This window comes from Thauera sp. 63 (assembly GCF_000310165.2).
GTDB lineage: Bacteria > Pseudomonadota > Gammaproteobacteria > Burkholderiales > Rhodocyclaceae > Thauera > Thauera humireducens.
Genome location: NZ_AMXC01000004.1, coordinates 58,452 through 75,922 on the forward strand (window position 1 = coordinate 58,452; position 17,471 = coordinate 75,922).

15 protein-coding genes are annotated in these 17,471 nt (G+C 63.6%); all 15 read left to right on the forward strand.

The window, feature by feature from the left end; genetic code table 11:
• The first annotated feature begins 39 nt into the window (after window positions 1–39).
• The 15 genes from C664_RS05285 (at window position 40) to C664_RS05355 (ending at window position 17,379) form a co-directional block, all read left to right on the forward strand.
• On the forward strand, window positions 40–1,107 hold the full coding sequence (locus tag C664_RS05285; RefSeq protein ID WP_051019118.1) for a WD40/YVTN/BNR-like repeat-containing protein: 1,068 nt from the start codon (window positions 40–42) through the stop codon (window positions 1,105–1,107).
• Complete coding sequence (locus tag C664_RS05290) at window positions 1,104–3,545, forward strand: efflux RND transporter permease subunit (RefSeq protein WP_004254497.1); 2,442 nt, start codon at window positions 1,104–1,106, stop codon at window positions 3,543–3,545. The genes C664_RS05285 and C664_RS05290 overlap by 4 nt, the downstream gene beginning before the upstream one ends.
• Before the next feature lie 113 nt (window positions 3,546–3,658).
• On the forward strand, window positions 3,659–5,602 hold the full coding sequence (locus C664_RS05295) for a DUF1302 family protein (protein WP_004254500.1): 1,944 nt from the start codon (window positions 3,659–3,661) through the stop codon (window positions 5,600–5,602).
• A 20-nt stretch (window positions 5,603–5,622) separates the two neighbouring features.
• Window positions 5,623–6,933, forward strand: a complete 1,311-nt coding sequence (locus C664_RS05300) for a DUF1329 domain-containing protein (protein ID WP_004254503.1) — start codon at window positions 5,623–5,625, stop codon at window positions 6,931–6,933.
• Window positions 6,934–7,059: 126 nt separating this feature from the next.
• Complete coding sequence (locus C664_RS05305; RefSeq protein WP_004254506.1) at window positions 7,060–7,350, forward strand: phenol hydroxylase subunit; 291 nt, start codon at window positions 7,060–7,062, stop codon at window positions 7,348–7,350.
• Complete coding sequence (locus C664_RS05310) at window positions 7,347–8,357, forward strand: aromatic/alkene monooxygenase hydroxylase subunit beta (RefSeq protein ID WP_004254509.1); 1,011 nt, start codon at window positions 7,347–7,349, stop codon at window positions 8,355–8,357. The genes C664_RS05305 and C664_RS05310 overlap by 4 nt, the downstream gene beginning before the upstream one ends.
• Window positions 8,354–8,632: an MmoB/DmpM family protein gene (locus C664_RS05315; RefSeq protein ID WP_004254512.1), complete on the forward strand. Its 279-nt coding sequence runs from the start codon at window positions 8,354–8,356 to the stop codon at window positions 8,630–8,632. The genes C664_RS05310 and C664_RS05315 overlap by 4 nt, the downstream gene beginning before the upstream one ends.
• 13 nt (window positions 8,633–8,645) lie before the next feature.
• Entirely contained in the window at window positions 8,646–10,160 is a 1,515-nt protein-coding gene (locus tag C664_RS05320; protein WP_004254519.1) for an aromatic/alkene/methane monooxygenase hydroxylase/oxygenase subunit alpha, read from the forward strand.
• A 20-nt stretch (window positions 10,161–10,180) separates the two neighbouring features.
• Entirely contained in the window at window positions 10,181–10,540 is a 360-nt protein-coding gene (locus tag C664_RS05325; protein ID WP_004254522.1) for a phenol hydroxylase subunit P4, read from the forward strand.
• On the forward strand, window positions 10,540–11,604 hold the full coding sequence (locus C664_RS05330; RefSeq protein ID WP_004254525.1) for an NADH:ubiquinone reductase (Na(+)-transporting) subunit F: 1,065 nt from the start codon (window positions 10,540–10,542) through the stop codon (window positions 11,602–11,604). Before C664_RS05325 ends, C664_RS05330 begins: the two co-directional genes overlap by 1 nt.
• Before the next feature lie 56 nt (window positions 11,605–11,660).
• Window positions 11,661–12,845 carry an acetyl-CoA C-acyltransferase gene (locus C664_RS05335; protein ID WP_004254543.1) on the forward strand — a complete coding sequence of 395 codons (1,185 nt, stop codon included), beginning with the start codon at window positions 11,661–11,663 and terminating at the stop codon, window positions 12,843–12,845.
• Between the two features lie 207 nt (window positions 12,846–13,052).
• The gene (locus tag C664_RS05340; protein ID WP_004254549.1) at window positions 13,053–14,762 is read left to right on the forward strand and encodes a sigma-54-dependent Fis family transcriptional regulator; all 1,710 of its coding nucleotides are present in this window, start codon (window positions 13,053–13,055) and stop codon (window positions 14,760–14,762) included.
• A gap of 192 nt (window positions 14,763–14,954) precedes the next feature.
• On the forward strand, window positions 14,955–15,761 hold the full coding sequence (locus tag C664_RS05345; protein WP_004254553.1) for an enoyl-CoA hydratase/isomerase family protein: 807 nt from the start codon (window positions 14,955–14,957) through the stop codon (window positions 15,759–15,761).
• Window positions 15,758–16,549, forward strand: coding sequence for an enoyl-CoA hydratase/isomerase family protein (locus tag C664_RS05350; protein WP_004254559.1), 792 nt, complete (start codon window positions 15,758–15,760; stop codon window positions 16,547–16,549). Before C664_RS05345 ends, C664_RS05350 begins: the two co-directional genes overlap by 4 nt.
• Before the next feature lie 23 nt (window positions 16,550–16,572).
• Window positions 16,573–17,379 (forward strand): SDR family NAD(P)-dependent oxidoreductase, encoded by an 807-nt coding sequence (locus C664_RS05355; RefSeq protein ID WP_004254572.1) that lies wholly within the window; start codon window positions 16,573–16,575, stop codon window positions 17,377–17,379.
• The last annotated feature ends 92 nt before the right edge of the window (window positions 17,380–17,471 follow it).

Genomic DNA, 17,471 nt, shown 5'->3' on the forward strand with positions numbered 1-17,471 from the left:
AATTTAAAACGTAGATAATACAGATACTTACGATCTGGCATGACTCTTGTTTATGGCTTCATGTGTTTTTCAGCCATAGCAAGCATAGCCATGCACTTTAGAGAACGTGCCGCACAAGCGCTGGAGCGATTTCGGTCCAGTAATTCGCTCCGCAAGCTGCTTCTGTCATCGCTCACTGCTCCACTCATTGTTGGCTGTGGATTCGGGGGTGGAGGTTTCGACGGCGTCGATGCGCAGCGTGCCAAGCCATTTCAGCGCTACGACCTCGTTCAGGCGATCGCGTCGAATGGGGTGACCGTGGTGGCGGCGAGTCAGGCCGGTTCCGTGATCGTGTCTGACGATCAGGGGCGCGCGTGGCGCCGGCATGCGATCGGCGGCGGCATGGTCGATCTTGCCACGTGTCCCGATGGCCGCTTTGTGGGTATCGACTTCCAAGGGCGTGGCTGGGTCGGTGATTCGAAAGGGCAGCAGTGGGACAGCATCGCCCTGTCGGAACCCGTGCCAGCGATCTCCGCTGCCTGTGATACGCGCGGCCGCTGGTGGGTGACGGGTGCGCATGCCCAAGTGGCGATGAGCCCGGATTTCGGCGCGACCTGGACGCTGATCGACCTGTCGCGTGACGCCGACGACGCACAGCTGACCAGCATCCAGATGGTCGATGAGTCCCACGGCTTCATCGTGGGTGAGTTCGGATTTGTTTTCGGCACGACCGATGGCGGCGAAAACTGGACCCATATCGGCACGATCGACGGCGATTTCTATCCCTACGCCGTCGCCTTCGTCAGTCGCGAGGAGGGCTTTGCCAGCGGCCTAGCTGGCCAGGTTGTGAGGACGACCGACGGCGGTGTCTCGTGGGCGCCGGTTCCGAACGTCACGGGTGTCTCGTTCTACCGGCTGGTGCGGGCAGGCAACGAGGTGTTTGGCGTTGGCGGCGGCGGGGTCGTGGCGCGGCTCAGTGAGTCAGGCGTGACACCGGTCGCGTACCCTGACGCGATGCCCGTTCCATTGACGTCGGTGGCTAGCCTTGGCCCAGATCGGCAAGCACTGGTCGTAGGTGGCCCCGGCGGATTCTCGCGCGTCGTTTCGACCGAGGAGGCCGGATCATGAGCGTCGCGTCCCTGCGTCATCGGATCACCCACGGTCTTCATGTTGCCGAAGAGTGGCTGTTCCGCAATCCGCGCATCGTCCTGGCGCTGATCTTCCTTGTCACGCTGGGTTTTGCATCCGCGTTGCCCAAGCTCAGCATCCATTCAGATTTCTCGGATCTGCTGCCTCAGAACCACAGCTACATCCAAGTGTACAACCGGATTAAGGAGCGGTTCGGCGGCGCAAACCAGATCGTGATGGCGATCGAGGTGGAGCAGGGGACCATCTTCCGCGATGACGCTCTGGCGTTGATCGACAGGGCCACGCAGGGCATGGACAGCCTGCCCGGCGTTAATCACAACCTCGTCGCGAGCCTGACGCACCGCACCGCACGCAAGACCTACCTGAGTTCCGAGGGCAGCTTCGTTTCCGAGCCCTACTACGATCCGGCGCTTTCCCGCAGAACCGTCGAACAGCTCAACAAGATGCGGCGGGATGTCGTGTCCGACCCGGCGGTTTTCGGACTGCTCGTCTCACCTGATCTGAAGGCGGCGATGATCAAGGTCCAACTGAACGAGGTCGGACTGGACTACACGCAGACCTTTTCCGCTCTGCAGGAAGTCCGCTCCAGCCTCGAGCAGCCGGGTTACCGCATACACGTCACGGGTAACCCCGTCCTGACCGGCTGGGTCTACACCTACCTGAGCCAGATTGTCGCAATCCTCGCGTGGACGCTCGCCCTGCTCGCGCTCCTGCTGGTGGTCTATTTCCGCCGGCTGTACGGGATAGCGCTGCCGCTGCTGGGCATTGCGCTGTCGACGATCTGGGGCCTCGGTTTCATGGCGGCGATCGGGATCAACCTTGAGCCGCTCAGCCTGCCGATCCCCTTCCTGATCGCCGCGCGGGCGATGTCCCACGGCGTCCAACTCGTCGAGCGCTATTACGAGGAGCTCGCCAAGACGCGAAGCGGCGCCCTTGCTGCGCGCAATGCGCTGGATGCGTTGTTCCGCCCGGGTTCGCTGGCGATCATCGTCGACGCCATCGGCATCCTCGTTCTGGCATTGGGCACCGCGCCGTTCAACCAGAAGCTGGGCATCGCTGCCGGGTTCTGGGGCTTCGCGGTGATCTTCACGGTGCACTTCATGGTGCCGCTCGCGCTGAGCGTGCTGCCGCAGCCGCGCGACATGGAAAACAAGAACGAAGGCGTGCAGCGCGCCCTGCGCCGTGCGATGGCGATGACGGGCGGAACGGATGGCGGGGCCCGCACGATTCTCGTGCTGGCGCTCATCGGTGCGATCGGCGGCGGCTGGTTCATTGCGCAGGTGAAGTTGGGCGAGTCCGAACCGGGCAGCCCGCTGCTGGCCCGTGACCACGATTACAACCGGTCGACGCAGGCGATCAATGGCCTCTTCCCGGGATCGGAAGAGCTGCACGTCGTGGCGCGCACCGACGAGCCGGGCGGGATCAAGCGGCCGGAAGTGCTTGCCGCCATCGAGCGCTTTCAGGCGCACATGCTGAGCGACCCCGAACTGGGCGGCACGCGCGCCATCCCGATGGTGGTGCGGGTGGTCAATCGCCTGCTGCACAACGACGATCCGCGCTGGATGCAGATCCCGTCCAAGGCCGAAGACGTGGGCGGCCTGTTGTTTGCCTTCATGGCCAGCAGTCCGATACCGGGGGCCTTGAATGAATACATCAGCCCTGACGAGCGCGAGGCCAACATCGTCTTCTACTACAAGGATCTCAAGGCCGATACGCTCAATCGCGTAGTGGCCATGGCCGAGGAGGGCATCGCCCGTATCGAGGACGAGGTGCCCGGGCTGCACATCGAGCTGGGGGGCGGCATCGTCGGTGTGACGGCAGCGGCGAACCAGGCGCTGCACCGCGACCACGTGATCATCATCCCCACCGTCATGATCCTGGCTTTTCTGCTGGTGACGATCTACTACCAGTCCGTGCACGCAGGATGGCTGATGGTGCTGCCGATGCTGTTCGCCACGGTCATGACCTATGCGTACATGGGTGCAGCCGGCATCGGGATCAACGTGAATACCGTTCCGGTCATTGCGGTCGGCGTTGGCGTGGGTATCGATTACGCCGTCTATTTCATGGATCGCATTCGCGAGGAGATGGCCCGCTGCCGCAGCATCCACAAGGCGGTCATCAACGCGGTCGCGACCACCGGGCGCGCGGTCTCTTTCACCGCGGCCACCCTCATCGCCGGCGTCGTGCTGTGGGTCTTCATGTCGGACCTGCGCTTCCAGTCGGATGCCGCCGTGCTGCTCAGCTTCATGCTCGTCGTCAATGCCATCGCCGCGATGCTGATTGTTCCAGCGTGGTGCGTGGCTTTCCGTCCGCATTTCGTCATGGCCACTCATTTCGACGAAGACGGCGTCCTCGAGGAGGACCAGCCGGATGAAGTTGCACCTCGGCCCGTGCTGGTGGCCGGCCGGGTTTGAGCAAAACACGATCAATAAGACCAGGAGGAGACATGAGGAAAACCATAGCTCGCAGCCGCCCGACGATTGTTTGTGCCGCGGTTCTGTTTGCGTGCGGTGAGCCCGCGACGGCAATGGCGCAAAACGCGCTGCCTGCGCTGGGGGACGATGTCAGTCCGTGGGAAGTGGACGTTTTCTACGAGAACGACACCCGCTTTCGTGGCAAGGACAACACCGGGAACAACGTCGGTTTGTCGAAGTTCCGCAACACCCTGCAGGTAGAGGCCGCGCGGGATCTCGACAACGGCTGGGGCTTCCGCGGGATCCTGCGCGGAACCTGGGACGGCGTCTATCGGCTCAACGACTCGGAATACGGCCGCAAGGCGGGAGGCCCGATCAAACTCGAGAACCTTGCCGGTCCGGGCCTGCCGCCCATCCCGACCAGCGCAGGAACGTCGCTGAATCTCCCGGAAGTGCCGCACGGGGGCGGGGTGAACAACGCCATTGCAGCGGGACTCGGCCTGCCGCCGACCAATGCGTTCGGCTTCGACCTTTCGCGCCATCCTAATCAGGGTATGCAGGTGTTGGGGCAGCGCTGGCATGACACGAACGGCGGCATCGCTTTTGGCGTGCCGGTGCGCCCGTGCGATACCGACAAGCGCGGTTGCGCCGATTTCGGCGGCTATGGCGACCGCACGCTGAGGGAACTCGAGACCCCGGAGTTCAACGATCGCCTCGACTTCCTGCGCGAAGCCTACATGCGCAAGACCTTCACGCTCGCCGACGGCAGCGACCTCTTCGTCAAGGTCGGCAAGCAGCAGGTCGTCTGGGGCCGGACCGATCTGTTCCGCGTGCTCGACGTGATCAACCCGGTCGATTACTCGCGCAACAACATCTACGACGAACTGCAGGACATCCGCATCCCGATGTGGATCGCCCAGGCCGAATGGCGCCTCGGCGGCTCGGAAACCATGCAGGAGCGCAATCTCCAGGTCGTGTGGAACTTCGACCAGTTCCGTCCGAACAACCTGGGCCAGTGCGGCACGGCCAACGTGATGCTCGATGCCGGCTGTCTGCTGCGCGGCCTGAAGACGATGTGGGATTACGGCGGCACGGTCGCGAACTTTGCCGGAAACGGCACCATCGCGACCGACTTCGGCCCACACCAGATCGGCCTGCGCAACGTCCATCTGCCCGAGTGGAGTCTGAAAAATACTCAGCTCGGGGTGAAGTACGAGGCTGTCACACAGTCCGGCCTCAACTTCTCGCTGAATGCGCTCACCTACCGGTCGCAGAACCCGTCGCTCCGGGCCTTCAATCATTCGGCCAACCTGGTGAATCCGTTCACCGGTGAGGTAGGCGCCACGGCATCGCACCTGATCGCGTTCGACATGCACTTCCCGCGTGTCAACCTGATTGGCGGCTCGATGGATTTCCAGATTCCGGCCGCTAAGGCAGCCGTGCGCGTGGAGGCCGCGCTGACCGAGGGCGAGGAGTTCTCCAACACCGCACGCAAGGAGCTTTATTCCAAGAGCAAGGTCTTCCGCTCCGTCATCGGCGTGGACCGCCCCACCTTCATCCCCTTCATCAGCACGAGTACGGCGACGCTCATTTCGGCGCAGCTGTTCTACCAACAGATCCTCGACCACGAGGAGCACGACGGCCCGCTGGGCAAGTACGGGATGATCGACTGGAAGCACAACGTGCTCGGCACCCTGCTCGTCAGGGGGACGCTGGCCAATGGCCGGGTGTTCCCGCAACTGATCCTTACGCGCGATTTCCGTGCGAAGGCGTGGGCTGTTGCGCCTCAGGTCGACTGGATCGTGAGTGACGACCTGACGCTGTCCTTCGGTGGGAACTTCAAGGGCAGCAGTGACGACAGGAGCAGCCGCTGGGAGACCGACGACTGCCGTTCGTGCAATCCGTATCCCCCGTTCAGTGGCTACAACGCTTCGCACGAGTTGGGGCAGTCCCTGGGCCAGGCTGGCCTCGAGCCGCTGGGCCGCTTCCGCGCCGGCCCTATCGGCGCGGCGTGGAAGGAAAACGAGCTGTTCGTGACCCTCAAGTACAAGTTCTAAGACAGGACGGAGACAACCGAATGAATACGTTCAAGAAATCGCTGATTGCGAGCGCGGCGGCGATCGCATTCTGCACGCCTGCGCTGGCCGTTACCGACGCGGACATCGAGGCGTCCTTCAGCCCCTACAAGAATGGCATGCCGAGCTTCCCGGGGCTAGAAGTGGGCATGGTCATCAACCAGGCCAACGCCGACAAGTTCAAGGAGGTGCTCGACCCCGCTGCGTACCAGCTGCTCAAGGATGGCTGGTTCGAGATGAAGGTCGGCGAGACGCTTGATTTCGCACTGGCCAAGGGCTACGTCGAGGCCACGCGAAAGAATGCCGCCGGTGTCAAGCTTGGGGAGAAGCCGGGCGAACTGATCGGCTATGTGGCCGGCCGCCCGTTCCCGGCCGCGCCCGACACCAAGGATCCACGTGCAGGGGAGAAACTGGCGTGGAACTTCAAGTACGGCATCAACTGGGGTGAGAGCGCGACGATCAAGCCGTTCTACTGGCAATACCGGAACGCGGCGACGGGCCAGGTCGAGCGCAACCTGACCATGGAGTTCCATTTCCTGAACTTCAAGCACAGGACGGATGTGGAGCCGATTCCGGACATCCTGCCGAATGCCGCCAACCTGTATCGGGCGAACTACATCAAGGTCCTTGAGCCTAAGGATCTGCGCAACACCCAGTTGCTGTTGCAGACCTACGACGACGACGCGAAGCAGAACGACGCCTACCTGTACCTGGGCTTCCAGAAACGGGTGCGCCGGCTCGCTACCGGCCAGACGACCGACGCCTTCCTGGGCTCTGACATGATGATCGAGGACTTCGAGGGCTACACCGGCCGCGTCTCGGAGATGAAATGGACCTTCCTCGGCACCCAGAACATCCTGATGCCGTACTTCAAGCATACCGAGGCGAAGCTCACCGACCAGTATCAGGATCCGGAGGGCTACAAGTACGTCGATTTCGAGGGCAAGGGAAACTGCCTCCCGGCCATCACGTGGCAGTTGCGCAAGGTGCACGTGCTGCAGGCCGAGCCACTGCTGCCGTCGCATCCGGTGAGCAAGCGCCTGCTCTACCTCGATGCGCAGGTCATGGGGGCCTCCCGCTCGATGGTCTATGACCGCAAGGGCGAATTGTGGAAGACGCTGACCGTTGCCAAGGCTCACCCCGACTTCCATCTGCCGGCGAACAAGGGCAGTGGCATCGCCCTCGATGACGCCTTCTCGCAAATCGACGTTCAGGCCCAGCACTGCACGACGTCCCAGTTCAAGGGCTGGATCGACGTGAAGGGCAACCCGCCTTCGATCTTCCAGGTGCAGAACTTGCGCGGCGGCGATTGAGAGACCTGTCCCTTTGAGTCCCTTTTGGCCGGGCGGGGGCGCTTCCCATCCCTCCTTTCCGCTGTCGCCCGGCCGATTTTTTTGCCGATCAATTGAGGTCGATGTTCAACGCCCGAGGTGCAGGAAATGACCGAAACGAATGATGGGACCGTGCGCTTCGTACGTGTCCGTAAGAGCGAGCGCGCGGGGTATGTGAACTTCGATTTCGCGATCAATCACCCGGAGCTGTCCGTCGAATTGATCTTGCCGAAAGCGGCATTCATCGAGTTCTGCGAGGCCAACAACGTGGTGTTCATGACGCCGGAGCAAGGGGTGTCGATCGATATCGAACGGCTCAAGTGGCGCTACGGCAAGGACGCCTCGGGGCGAGCAGATGGTGCCAATGGAAACAATGGAAACAGTGGAAATGAATCATGAATATTGAGATCAAGACCTCGACGATCGAGCCGATTCGTCACACCTTCGATCACGTCGCCGCACGCATCGGTGGCGACAAGCTGGCGCCGCGCTACCTCGAGGGGACGCTGCAGTTGCAGTCGGAAGCGAACTTCCACTACCGCCCGATGTGGGACCAGGAGGGCTTCAACCTTTACGACCCGCGCCGCACTGCGGTGGTCATGGCGGACTGGGAGGTCTTCCGCGATCCGCGCCAGTTCTATTACGGCAGCTACACGATCGCGCGTTCCAAGCAGCAGGACGCGGTCGAGCGCAACTTCGCCTTCATCGACAAGCGGGGTCTTCTGGCCAGCATGTCGACCGAGTCGATGCACAAGGCCGCCGAGTTCCTGTTGCCGCTGCGCCACTACGAGTGGGGCGCCAACATGAATAACGGCTTCTCGGCTTCGCTGGCCTACGGTTCGATGCTCAACGTACCGATGACCTTCCACACCATGGACCGGCTTGGACTCGCCCAGTACCTGACCCAGATCGGCCTGCAGTTCGGCCAGGGCACCGACATCATGGTCGAGCGCGCGCGCAACGCCTGGCTCGAGCATGCGCAGTGGCAACCGCTGCGCCGCTACATGGAGGATCTGTTCGTCGAGCGGGACTGGTTCGAGGTCTTCATCGCGCAGAACGTGGCCGCGGATGGCCTGCTCTTCCCGCTGGCGTACGTCCGCTTCCCGGACAGCCTGAAGGAGTTCGGCACCACCCTGGCCGTGATGATCGAGTTCTTTGTCGACTGGCATGCCGAGACCTCGGGCTGGGTCGATTCGGTAATCAAGATCGCGGCCGCGGAATCCGACGAGAACAAGGCCTTGCTGAGCGGCTGGTATCGCAAATGGCGGGATCGCGCGGTCGAGGCCCTGGGCGCGCCGATCGAAGCGGCTTTTGGATCCGACGAGGGCGCAATCGCCTTGCGCGCGGCCGTGGAAGCGCTGGATGTGCGCGTCCAGCGCCTTGGACTGGATACCGGGGAGGAATGATGAAGGAAGTCTACATCGCACTGCAGGCCATCGAAGAGGCACTGCCCATCATCGACGCGATCATGGAGGACAACCCGGACGCTACGCTGCGCCGCTATCCGGCGATGGTCCGGATCGAGGCGCCGGGACGCCTGACCGTAAAGCGCGCGACCGTGTCCGCGAAGATCGGACGCGACTGGGACCCTCAGGAACTGCACGTTTGCATGATCTCGATCGGCGGCAACGTTTACGAAACCGACGACGAATTCTCCCTTCAATGGGGAGCGACCAAGTAAGGAGCTGCACAAAATGGACATGCGCAAGAAAGTCGGTCTGCGCGACCGCTACCGCCTGATGACCCGCGGCCTGGGCTGGGAGCCCACCTACCAGCCCATGGACAAGGTTTATCCCTACTACCAGTTCGAAGGCATCAAGATCCACGACTGGGAGGCCTGGGAAGACCCCTTCCGCCTGACGATGGACGCCTACTGGAAGTACCAGGCGGAGAAGGAACGCAAGCTCTACGCGATCATCGACGCGTTCAGCCAACACAACGGCCACCTCAACATCTCCGACGCGCGCTATGTCAACGCGCTGAAACTGTTCCTGCAGGGCATTACGCCCTCGGAATACAACGCCGCGCGCGGCTTCAACCACCTTGGTCGGCAGCTGCCCGGCGTCGGCCAGCGCGTGGCGGCGCAGATGCAGGCGATCGACGAGATCCGCCACGCGCAGACGCAGATCCATACCGTCTCGCACTACAACCGCTTCTTCAACGGTTTCCACAACACCCAGAAGATGTACGACCGCGCGTGGTATCTGTCCGTGCCGAAGTCGTACTTCGAGGACGCCTTGACCGCCGGCCCGTTCGAGTTCCTGACCGCGATCTCGTTCTCCTTCGAGTACGTGCTCACGAACCTGATCTTCATGCCCTTCATGTCGGGCGCGGCCTACAACGGTGACATGGCGACCGTCACCTTCGGCTTCTCCGCGCAGTCGGACGAGGCGCGACACATGACGCTTGGCCTGGAGGTCATCAAGTTCATGGCCGAGCAGGATCCGGCCAACGTGCCGATCATCCAGAAGTGGATCGACAAGTGGTTCTGGCGCGGCTATCGCCTGCTCGTGCTGGTGGCGCTGATGATGGACTACATGCTGCCCAAGCGCGTGATGTCGTGGAGCGAGGCCTGGGAGATGTACTTCGAGCGCGCCGGCGGTGCGCTGTTCGAGGATCTCGAGCGCTACGGTTTCCGCATGCCGAAGTACGCCGACGTGTCATTGAAGGAGAAGGACCGCTATTCGCACGAGGCCTGGTCGGCGCTCTACGGCTATGGCGCGGCCACCGGTCTGCACAGCTGGATGCCCTCCGAATCCGAGATGGCTTGGCTGTCGGAGAAGTACCCCGAGAGCTTCGATCGCCTGTACCGGCCGCGCTTCGAGTTCTGGCGTGAGCGCCAGCAGCAGGGCAAACGGTTCTACAACCAGTCCTTGCCCATGCTCTGCCAGGTCTGCCAGGTCCCGACCTGGTTCACCGAGCCCGACGATCCGACCGAGATCTGCTATCGCAGCACCGAATACAAGGGCAATCGCTACCACTTCTGCTCGGACGGCTGCTGCGACATCTTCAAGGACGAACCGGAGAAGTACGTCCAGGCCTGGCTGCCGACCCATCAGGTGTTCCAGGGCAACTGCGGCGGTGCCTCCATCCCCGAGGTGCTGGACTGGTATGGCGTCATCAACGGTCGCGACAACCTCGACTACGAAGGCTCCGAGGATCAGCGCAACTGGGAAAAATGGAAGAGCGCCGACGGGCAGGCTGCCTGAGGCACACGAAGGAGAAGGAAATGTCTGTCAGAGCCCTGTACCCGGATTATCAAGGCGAGGTCCGCGACCGTGAGGAGAACTTCCACGGCATGCGCGTGTTGTATGTCGGCTGGGATCATCACCTCATGTTCGCCACGCTGGCCTTCATGCTGCCGCCCGACACGCCATTCGCGAAGCTGACCCGGGAGATCCTGCCCGGTGCCTTCGGCGAACACCCCGACTGGTCGCAAGTCGCGGTCGACCAGATCCGCTGGCTGCGCAATGGTGAGCCCTTCACGCCCGATCCGGCTGCGTCGCTCGATGCGAACGGGATCGATCACAAGACCGTGCTGCGCATGCAGACGCCCGGTCTGGAAGGCATCAAGGGATCGCGCAGCTGATGGCCTACGAGATCCGCATCGAACCCTCGGGCGCCGTGGTGCAGGCCGAGGAGGGGCAAACCATCCTCGATGCCTGCCTTCGTGCCGGCGTGTGGCTTCCTTATGCCTGCCAGCACGGGCGCTGTGCGACCTGCAAGGTCGACGTCGTCGAGGGCACGGTCGACCACGGCGAGGCGACCCCGTTCGCGCTGATGGATGTTGAGCGCGACGAGGGCAAGTGCCTCACCTGTTGCGCGATCCCGCTGTCTGACCTGTGCATCGAGGCGGACGTTGACGAGGAGCCTGACGCGCTGCATCTGCCGATTGGCGAATGGGACGCGCAGGTCGCCACGATCGAATCCCTCACGCCCACCATCCGCGGCATCCGGTTGAAGCTGGGCAAGCCGGGGTTCGCATTCCAGCCCGGGCAGTATGTGCAGCTCGCCATTCCCGGTGTCGACGGGCCGCGGGCGTTCTCGATCGCCAATTCGCCGTCCGAGCAGGACATGGTGGAACTGCACGTGCGCCGGGTGCCGGGCGGCGCGGGCTCGGCCTACCTGCATGAGCAGCTGAAGGTGGGCGAAACCTTGCGCTTCGCCGGGCCTTACGGGCGCTTCTTCGTCAGGCACTCGGCACCCGGTCATGCCCTGTTCCTGGCTGGCGGCTCGGGCCTGTCCAGCCCGAAGTCGATGATCCTGGATCTGCTCGAGCGCGGCGATCCGCGCGAGATCACCCTGATCCACGGCGCAAGGACGGTCAGCGAGCTGTACGAGGTCGATCTGTTCCGCGGGCTGGCGGCGCGCCATTCCAACTTCCACTACATCGCGGCGGTGTCCGACGAGCAAGCGCAGGGAGGGGAGGACTGGCTTGCCGCCGGCTTCGTGCATGAGGTCGCGAAGTCGCGCTTCGACGGCAACTTCCGCGACTGCAAGGCCTATCTGTGCGGTCCGCCGCAGATGATCGAGGCCTGCATTCGCGTGCTGATGCAGGGCCGACTGTTCGAGAAGGGGATGTTCACCGAGCAGTTCCTGTCGGGGGCCGATCAGCGCAACGAGCGGCGCAGCCCGCTGTTCAAGAGCATCTAATCATTGATTGCCACTCGCGCGGGGTGCCGCGCCGGGTGGCAGGAGGAGCATGGAAGGTGGAAACGGATTCGATCGTGATTGCAGGGGTTGCGCGGACCCCGATTGGCGGATTCATGGGCGCGCTGTCCGCGCTGCCGGCCCCGACGCTGGGCGCGGCGGCGATACGCGCCGCGGTGCAGCGGGCGGGCGTGCCCGGCGACGAGATCGACGAGGTCGTGTTCGGCAATTGCCTGATGGCGGGCGTCGGTCAGGCCCCGGCCCGGCAGGCTGCCCTGGGTGGCGGACTGCCACAGGGATGCGGTGCGACGACGCTGACCAAGATGTGCGGCTCGGGCATGAAGGCGACGATGCTTGGCTACGACATGCTGCGCGCCGAGAGCGCGCGAATCGTGGTGGCGGGTGGCATGGAGTCGATGAGCAATGCGCCGCACCTGATCCCGAAGGCGCGCAGGGGGATCCGCCTGGGGCATGGCCGGATCTACGACCACATGTTCCTGGACGGGCTAGAGGATGCCTATGAAAAGGGGCGCCTCATGGGCAGCTTCGCCGAGGACTGTGTCGACCGCTACCGGTTCACCCGCGTCGAGCAGGACGATTACGCGCGCGAGTCGCTGCTGCGCGCCCGGCGCGCGAACGAGGAGGGGCTGTTCGACTGGGAGCTGACGCCGGTCGATGTCGCCGTGAAGGGGCGTACGGTGCGTGTGGAGCGGGACGAGCAGCCCTTCCTCGCCGACATCGCGAAGATCGGCGAACTGAAGCCGGCGTTCCGGCCCGACGGCACGATCACGCCGGCCAATGCGAGCTCGATTTCCGACGGTGCCGCGGCGCTGGTGTTGATGCGCGAGAGCACCGCGAAGACGCTCGGTGTGGAACCTGTCGCGCGCATCCTCGGCCACGCCAGCCACGCCCAGGAGCCGGCATGGTTCGCGACTGCACCTGCGGTCGCGATGGAGAAACTGTTGCACAAGCTTGGGTGGACTGCGGCCACGCCCGAGTTGTACGAGATCAACGAGGCCTTCGCCGCGGTCACGCTCGCGGCCATGCGCGATCACAAGCTCGATCATGCGCGGGTCAACGTGCATGGCGGGGCCTGCGCACTGGGCCATCCGATTGGCGCCTCCGGCGCGCGCATCATCGTCACCCTGATCGGCGCCCTGCGACAGCGCGGGCTTTCGCGCGGCATGGCATCGCTTTGCATCGGTGGCGGCGAGGCCACGGCGATGGCAGTCGAGTTGCTTTAAATCATTAATGCATTAAGTGAATCCAGTGGAGGGCAGGGCCGCCGTCGATCGATGAATTCGCATGCAGCGCGAACAGGCGCAAGGGTGTATGGTGACCGGCAAAAGGCGGCCTGAACGCTGGACACGACATTCCGACAACGGGAGGGAGAGGTGCATTCCATGGCCTCTCCCTTGCCATTGATAACAAGCGGATACGATGGAGGAGACATGATTTACACCGCGCAAGAAGGCGTGAAGAACGAGGCGATGGAGCTTGTGTCGTCGCAGGTCACGGTATCACCGGACAAAGGGCTAATCTTTCTCGACGCGCAGCGCATGGTGCTGGTTGACGTTGCCCGCATGGGTTTCCTGCGCAAGGAGTTGATCGACACGCTGGGGATGGAGCGGGCACGCGGCCTGTTGCTGCGCATGGGGTATGCGTCCGGCGCGCGCGACCTGGAGTGGGCACGCAAGCTGGCCGCGGAGGCCACGGATCGTGAGCTGCTGATGCTCGGCCCCAACCTGCACAGTGTGCGTGGCGGGGCCCATCCAAGGGTTGTTCGCGTCGACATCGACGCCAGCAAGGGAAGGTTCTACGGCGAGTTCATCTGGGAGCGATCCTACGAGGCGGACCTGCATCTGGGGCTATATGGGCCGCATCATGAGGCCGTGTGCTGGGAGGCGCTGGGCTACGCCACCGGGTATTCCAGTGCCCTGATGGGCAAGCACATCCACTACAGGGAATTGTCCTGTCGCGGCAAGGGTGATGAGGAATGCAGGATCGTCGGCAAGCCGATCGAGGAGTGGGGGGACCTCGGGAAGGAACTCGACTGGTTCAAGCCCGATCCTGTGGCTGAAACCCTATTCGAGCTGCAGCAGCGGATTGGCGACCTGCACGAGAGCGTTCGCGAGGCGCACGGCGTGGGGGCGCTGGTTGGGCGCTCGAAGGCGTTCCGTGAGGCGCTCGATCTCGTTTCGCGTGCGCAGAGCACCGACGTGACGGTGTTGCTGCTCGGTGAAACGGGTGTCGGCAAGGAGCGCTTCGCGCGCTACCTGCACGACAACAGCGCGCGCAGCAGGGGGCCCTTCGTCGCGATCAACTGTGGTGCAATTCCGGAAGAGCTGATCGAAGCCGAGCTGTTCGGCGTCGAGAAGGGGGCTTACACCGGTGCCCATAGCTCGCGCTCCGGCCGCTTCGAGCGTGCGAACGGGGGCACCTTGTTCCTCGACGAGGTGGGCGAACTGTCGGCCTCTGCGCAGACCAAGCTGTTGAGGGTGCTGCAGGAAGGGGAGTACGAGCGCGTGGGCGGCACGCAGACCGAGAAGGTCAATGTCCGAATCGTCGCTGCGACGAACGTGAATCTCGAGACCGCGGTCCGTGATGGGCGATTCCGTCTTGACCTGATGTATCGCCTCAATGTCTATCCGGTCACCATCCCGCCACTGCGAGAACGGGCGGAGGACATTCCCTTGCTGGTCAAGCGGTTCATCGACACCTACGCCGACAAACATGACAAACGTGTTGCCGGGATCGAGGATGATGCAATGGAAGTGCTCAAGAGCTATCCCTGGCCGGGCAATATTCGCGAACTCCAGAACATGATCGAACGGGGCGTCATCCTCGCCAACAATGGCGGGATGATCGAGCGGCGTCATCTGGTGATTTGCGGCACGGGCGCGCACTCGCTCGCGCCCTCTGAACCGGAGCGCGTCAGTACGAAAAGGGATCTCGCCGAACCGGTCACCCCTCATCTGGCGGGTGGATTTGCCGGACTGCTCGATGAAATGATGGCGCAGCGGGCCACGATGGAAGACCTCCAGACGCACCTGATCCTCTCCGCGGGGGAAAAGGCAGGTGGCAACATCAGCGATGCGGCCAAGTATCTGGGGCTGTCCCGCTCACAGGTGTCCTACTCACTGAAGAAGCAGAAAGCGTGAGTGGTCATGGCCGGGGAGGCACGATTGGGATCCCGGCTCATTTTTCTTAATGAAAATATGCGGCCCTCTCCAAATTTGTCCAAATATAATCAGCAAAAGTTATACAAATCAATGAATTGAAGTCCTGGCGCGGTCCTTGCTGTTGTTTTCTTCGTGGGCAGTTCCACTCACGCAAGAGCACAAGGGAGACGCATGGACAAGCAATTCAAGCGCCTGCTCGTTCGCAAGAGCGAAGGCATCTTCACCATTACCATGAGCCAGCCGGATCGTCGCAACGCGATGGACGGCGAGATGCACCGCGAGTTGCCCGAGGCCTTTGCGCTGGCGGCGCGCGATCCGGAAGTCAGGGTCATCGTCCTCACCGGCGATCCCGCCGGAAAGGGCTTCTGTGCCGGGGGCGACCTCAACTGGGTGCATGGCCAGGCGCAAAGCGGCGAGGGCTTCACACAGGTCCTGCGTGAAGGCGTCGAGGTGCTAAAGGCGATCGCGGCTGCGCCGCAGCCGGTCATCGCCATGATCAACGGCGCCGCCGTGGGCATCGGCGCGACGCTCGCGCTCTTCTGCGACATCAGCTTCATGGACGAGAAGGCGCGCATTGCCGATCCCCACGTGGGTATCGGGGTCGTCGCCGGCGATGGCGGCTCGATCATCTGGCCGCTGCTCATCGGCCCGAACCGCGCCAAGGAATTCCTGATGACCGGCGACGCCCTGACCGGCGCCGACGCCGCGGCGATCGGCCTGGTCAACCACGCGGTCAAGGCCGAGGAGCTCGTCGAGCGCACCTACGCCTTTGCGCAGCGTTTGGCCAACGGTCCGCGTCTGGCGATCGAACTCACCAAGCGCGCGGTGAACATGCACCTCGAGCGCACCATGGCTGGCATGCTCGAGGCCTCGCTGGCGCTGGAAGGACTTACCTTCCGCACTGCTGACCATGATGAGGCCCTGCGTGCCTTCTTCGCCAATGAGAAGCCGCAGTTCGGCAAGGGAGCGCAGGCATGAGCCAGGCGGACTCGATCGTCACTATGCAGCTCGAAGGAGCGGTGCTGCGCGTGCGCATGAATCGCCCGGCAGCGCGCAACGCACTAAACGCGGCCATGTTGCGCGCCCTGCGCAGCAGCTTCGAGCACGCGGCCGAAAACCCCGACGTGCGCGCCGTCCTGCTCGAGGGCGAGGGCAGCGTGTTCTGTGCCGGCGGGGACCTGAAGGAAATCTTCTCGAATCCGACGCCGCTGGGCATCCGTCGCTTTCTGGACGAGGAGATGCGCCCCGTGCTGCGCGCGATCACCCAGCTCGGCAAGCCGGTCGTCTCCGCGCTTGCCGGGCCGGTGGCGGGCGCCGGGATCGGCATCGCCCTGAGTGCGGACATCATCATCGCCGCCGAGCGGGCGAGCTTCGTGCCCGCCTTCGGCAAGGTCGGTGCCATGCCCGACTCGTCGGTGCTGTACCTCATGGTGCGCAACATCGGCGTGCTGCGTACCAAGGAGATCGTTCTGCGCAACCTGTCGCTGACCGCTACCGAGGCTGCTGCGCTGGGTCTTTACACGCGCGTCGTCGCCGACGCCGAGTTGCCCACGGTCGCGCTGTCGATTGCGCAGGAGGTCGCTACAGGACCCACCGTCGCACATGGTCTGGCCAAGCACGTCCTGCAGTACGCCTCGACCCTGTCCTTCGATGCCTTCATGGAAATGGAGTCGATGGCAATGGGCCTGCTCAACACCACGGGCGACCAGCGTGAGGGCCTGGCGGCCTTTGCGGAGCGGCGCGAGCCGGTCTTCGCGGGGCGCTGAGGTGAGGGCGTGAGGAGGCTGGCATGACCCCGGGCATTCGGGCGGATCTGGGCAGCGGGCTGAATGGAAAGATTGCCCTGGTCACGGGGGGCAGCAGCGGCGTCGGGCTCGCAGTGGTGCGACGCCTGCTGGACGAGGGATGCTGCGTGATGACGTGTGCGCGTGACGCTGGACGTCTCGATGCGGAGCTGGTGCCACTGGCGCTCGCCCATGGCGACCGCCTCGCCTGGCGTGTTGCCGACATGGGGCGGAGCGGCGACATCGAGCCGTTGTTCTATGACCTGACCGCGCGGTGGGGTGGGATCGACGTCCTCGTCAACAACGCGGCCGGCGCCGAGAGTGGCAGGCTGGAGACACTGTCGGACGCCCAGTGGCAGGTCGAGTTCGACACCAAACTCATGGCCATGGTCCGTACCGCACGGCTCGCGGTGCCCCGGATGCGCTCGCGCGGCGGCGGCAGCATCGTCAACATCAACGCCGTGTTTGCCCAACGTCCGCATCCGGACTTCTTCGCCAGCAGCGTCGTGCGCGCGGGGTGCCTGGCGCTGACGCGACTCATTGCCGCGGATCACGCGCGCGATGGCATTCGCGCCAACGCCGTCGGCCTCGGCGTGGTCGCTACCGAGGCCTGGCGCGCCTGGTACGACGCCTCGGCCGGCAGCTTCGACGACTTCCTCGCCGCGTCGGCGGCGCATTACCGGGTGCCGATGGGACGCATGGCGCTGCCCGAGGAGATCGCGGATGCGGTGGCCTACCTTGCCAGCCCGCACGCGGCCTACGTCACCGGCACCCAGTTTGACGTCGATGGCGGGCTTTCGGTGGCGAACTGATGTGAAGAGATTCGTGCACATGATCGCGCTCGCGCTCGGCGTTAAACAAAAAACATCTAATAAACAGATGCTTAATTCTTGGCATGTGAATT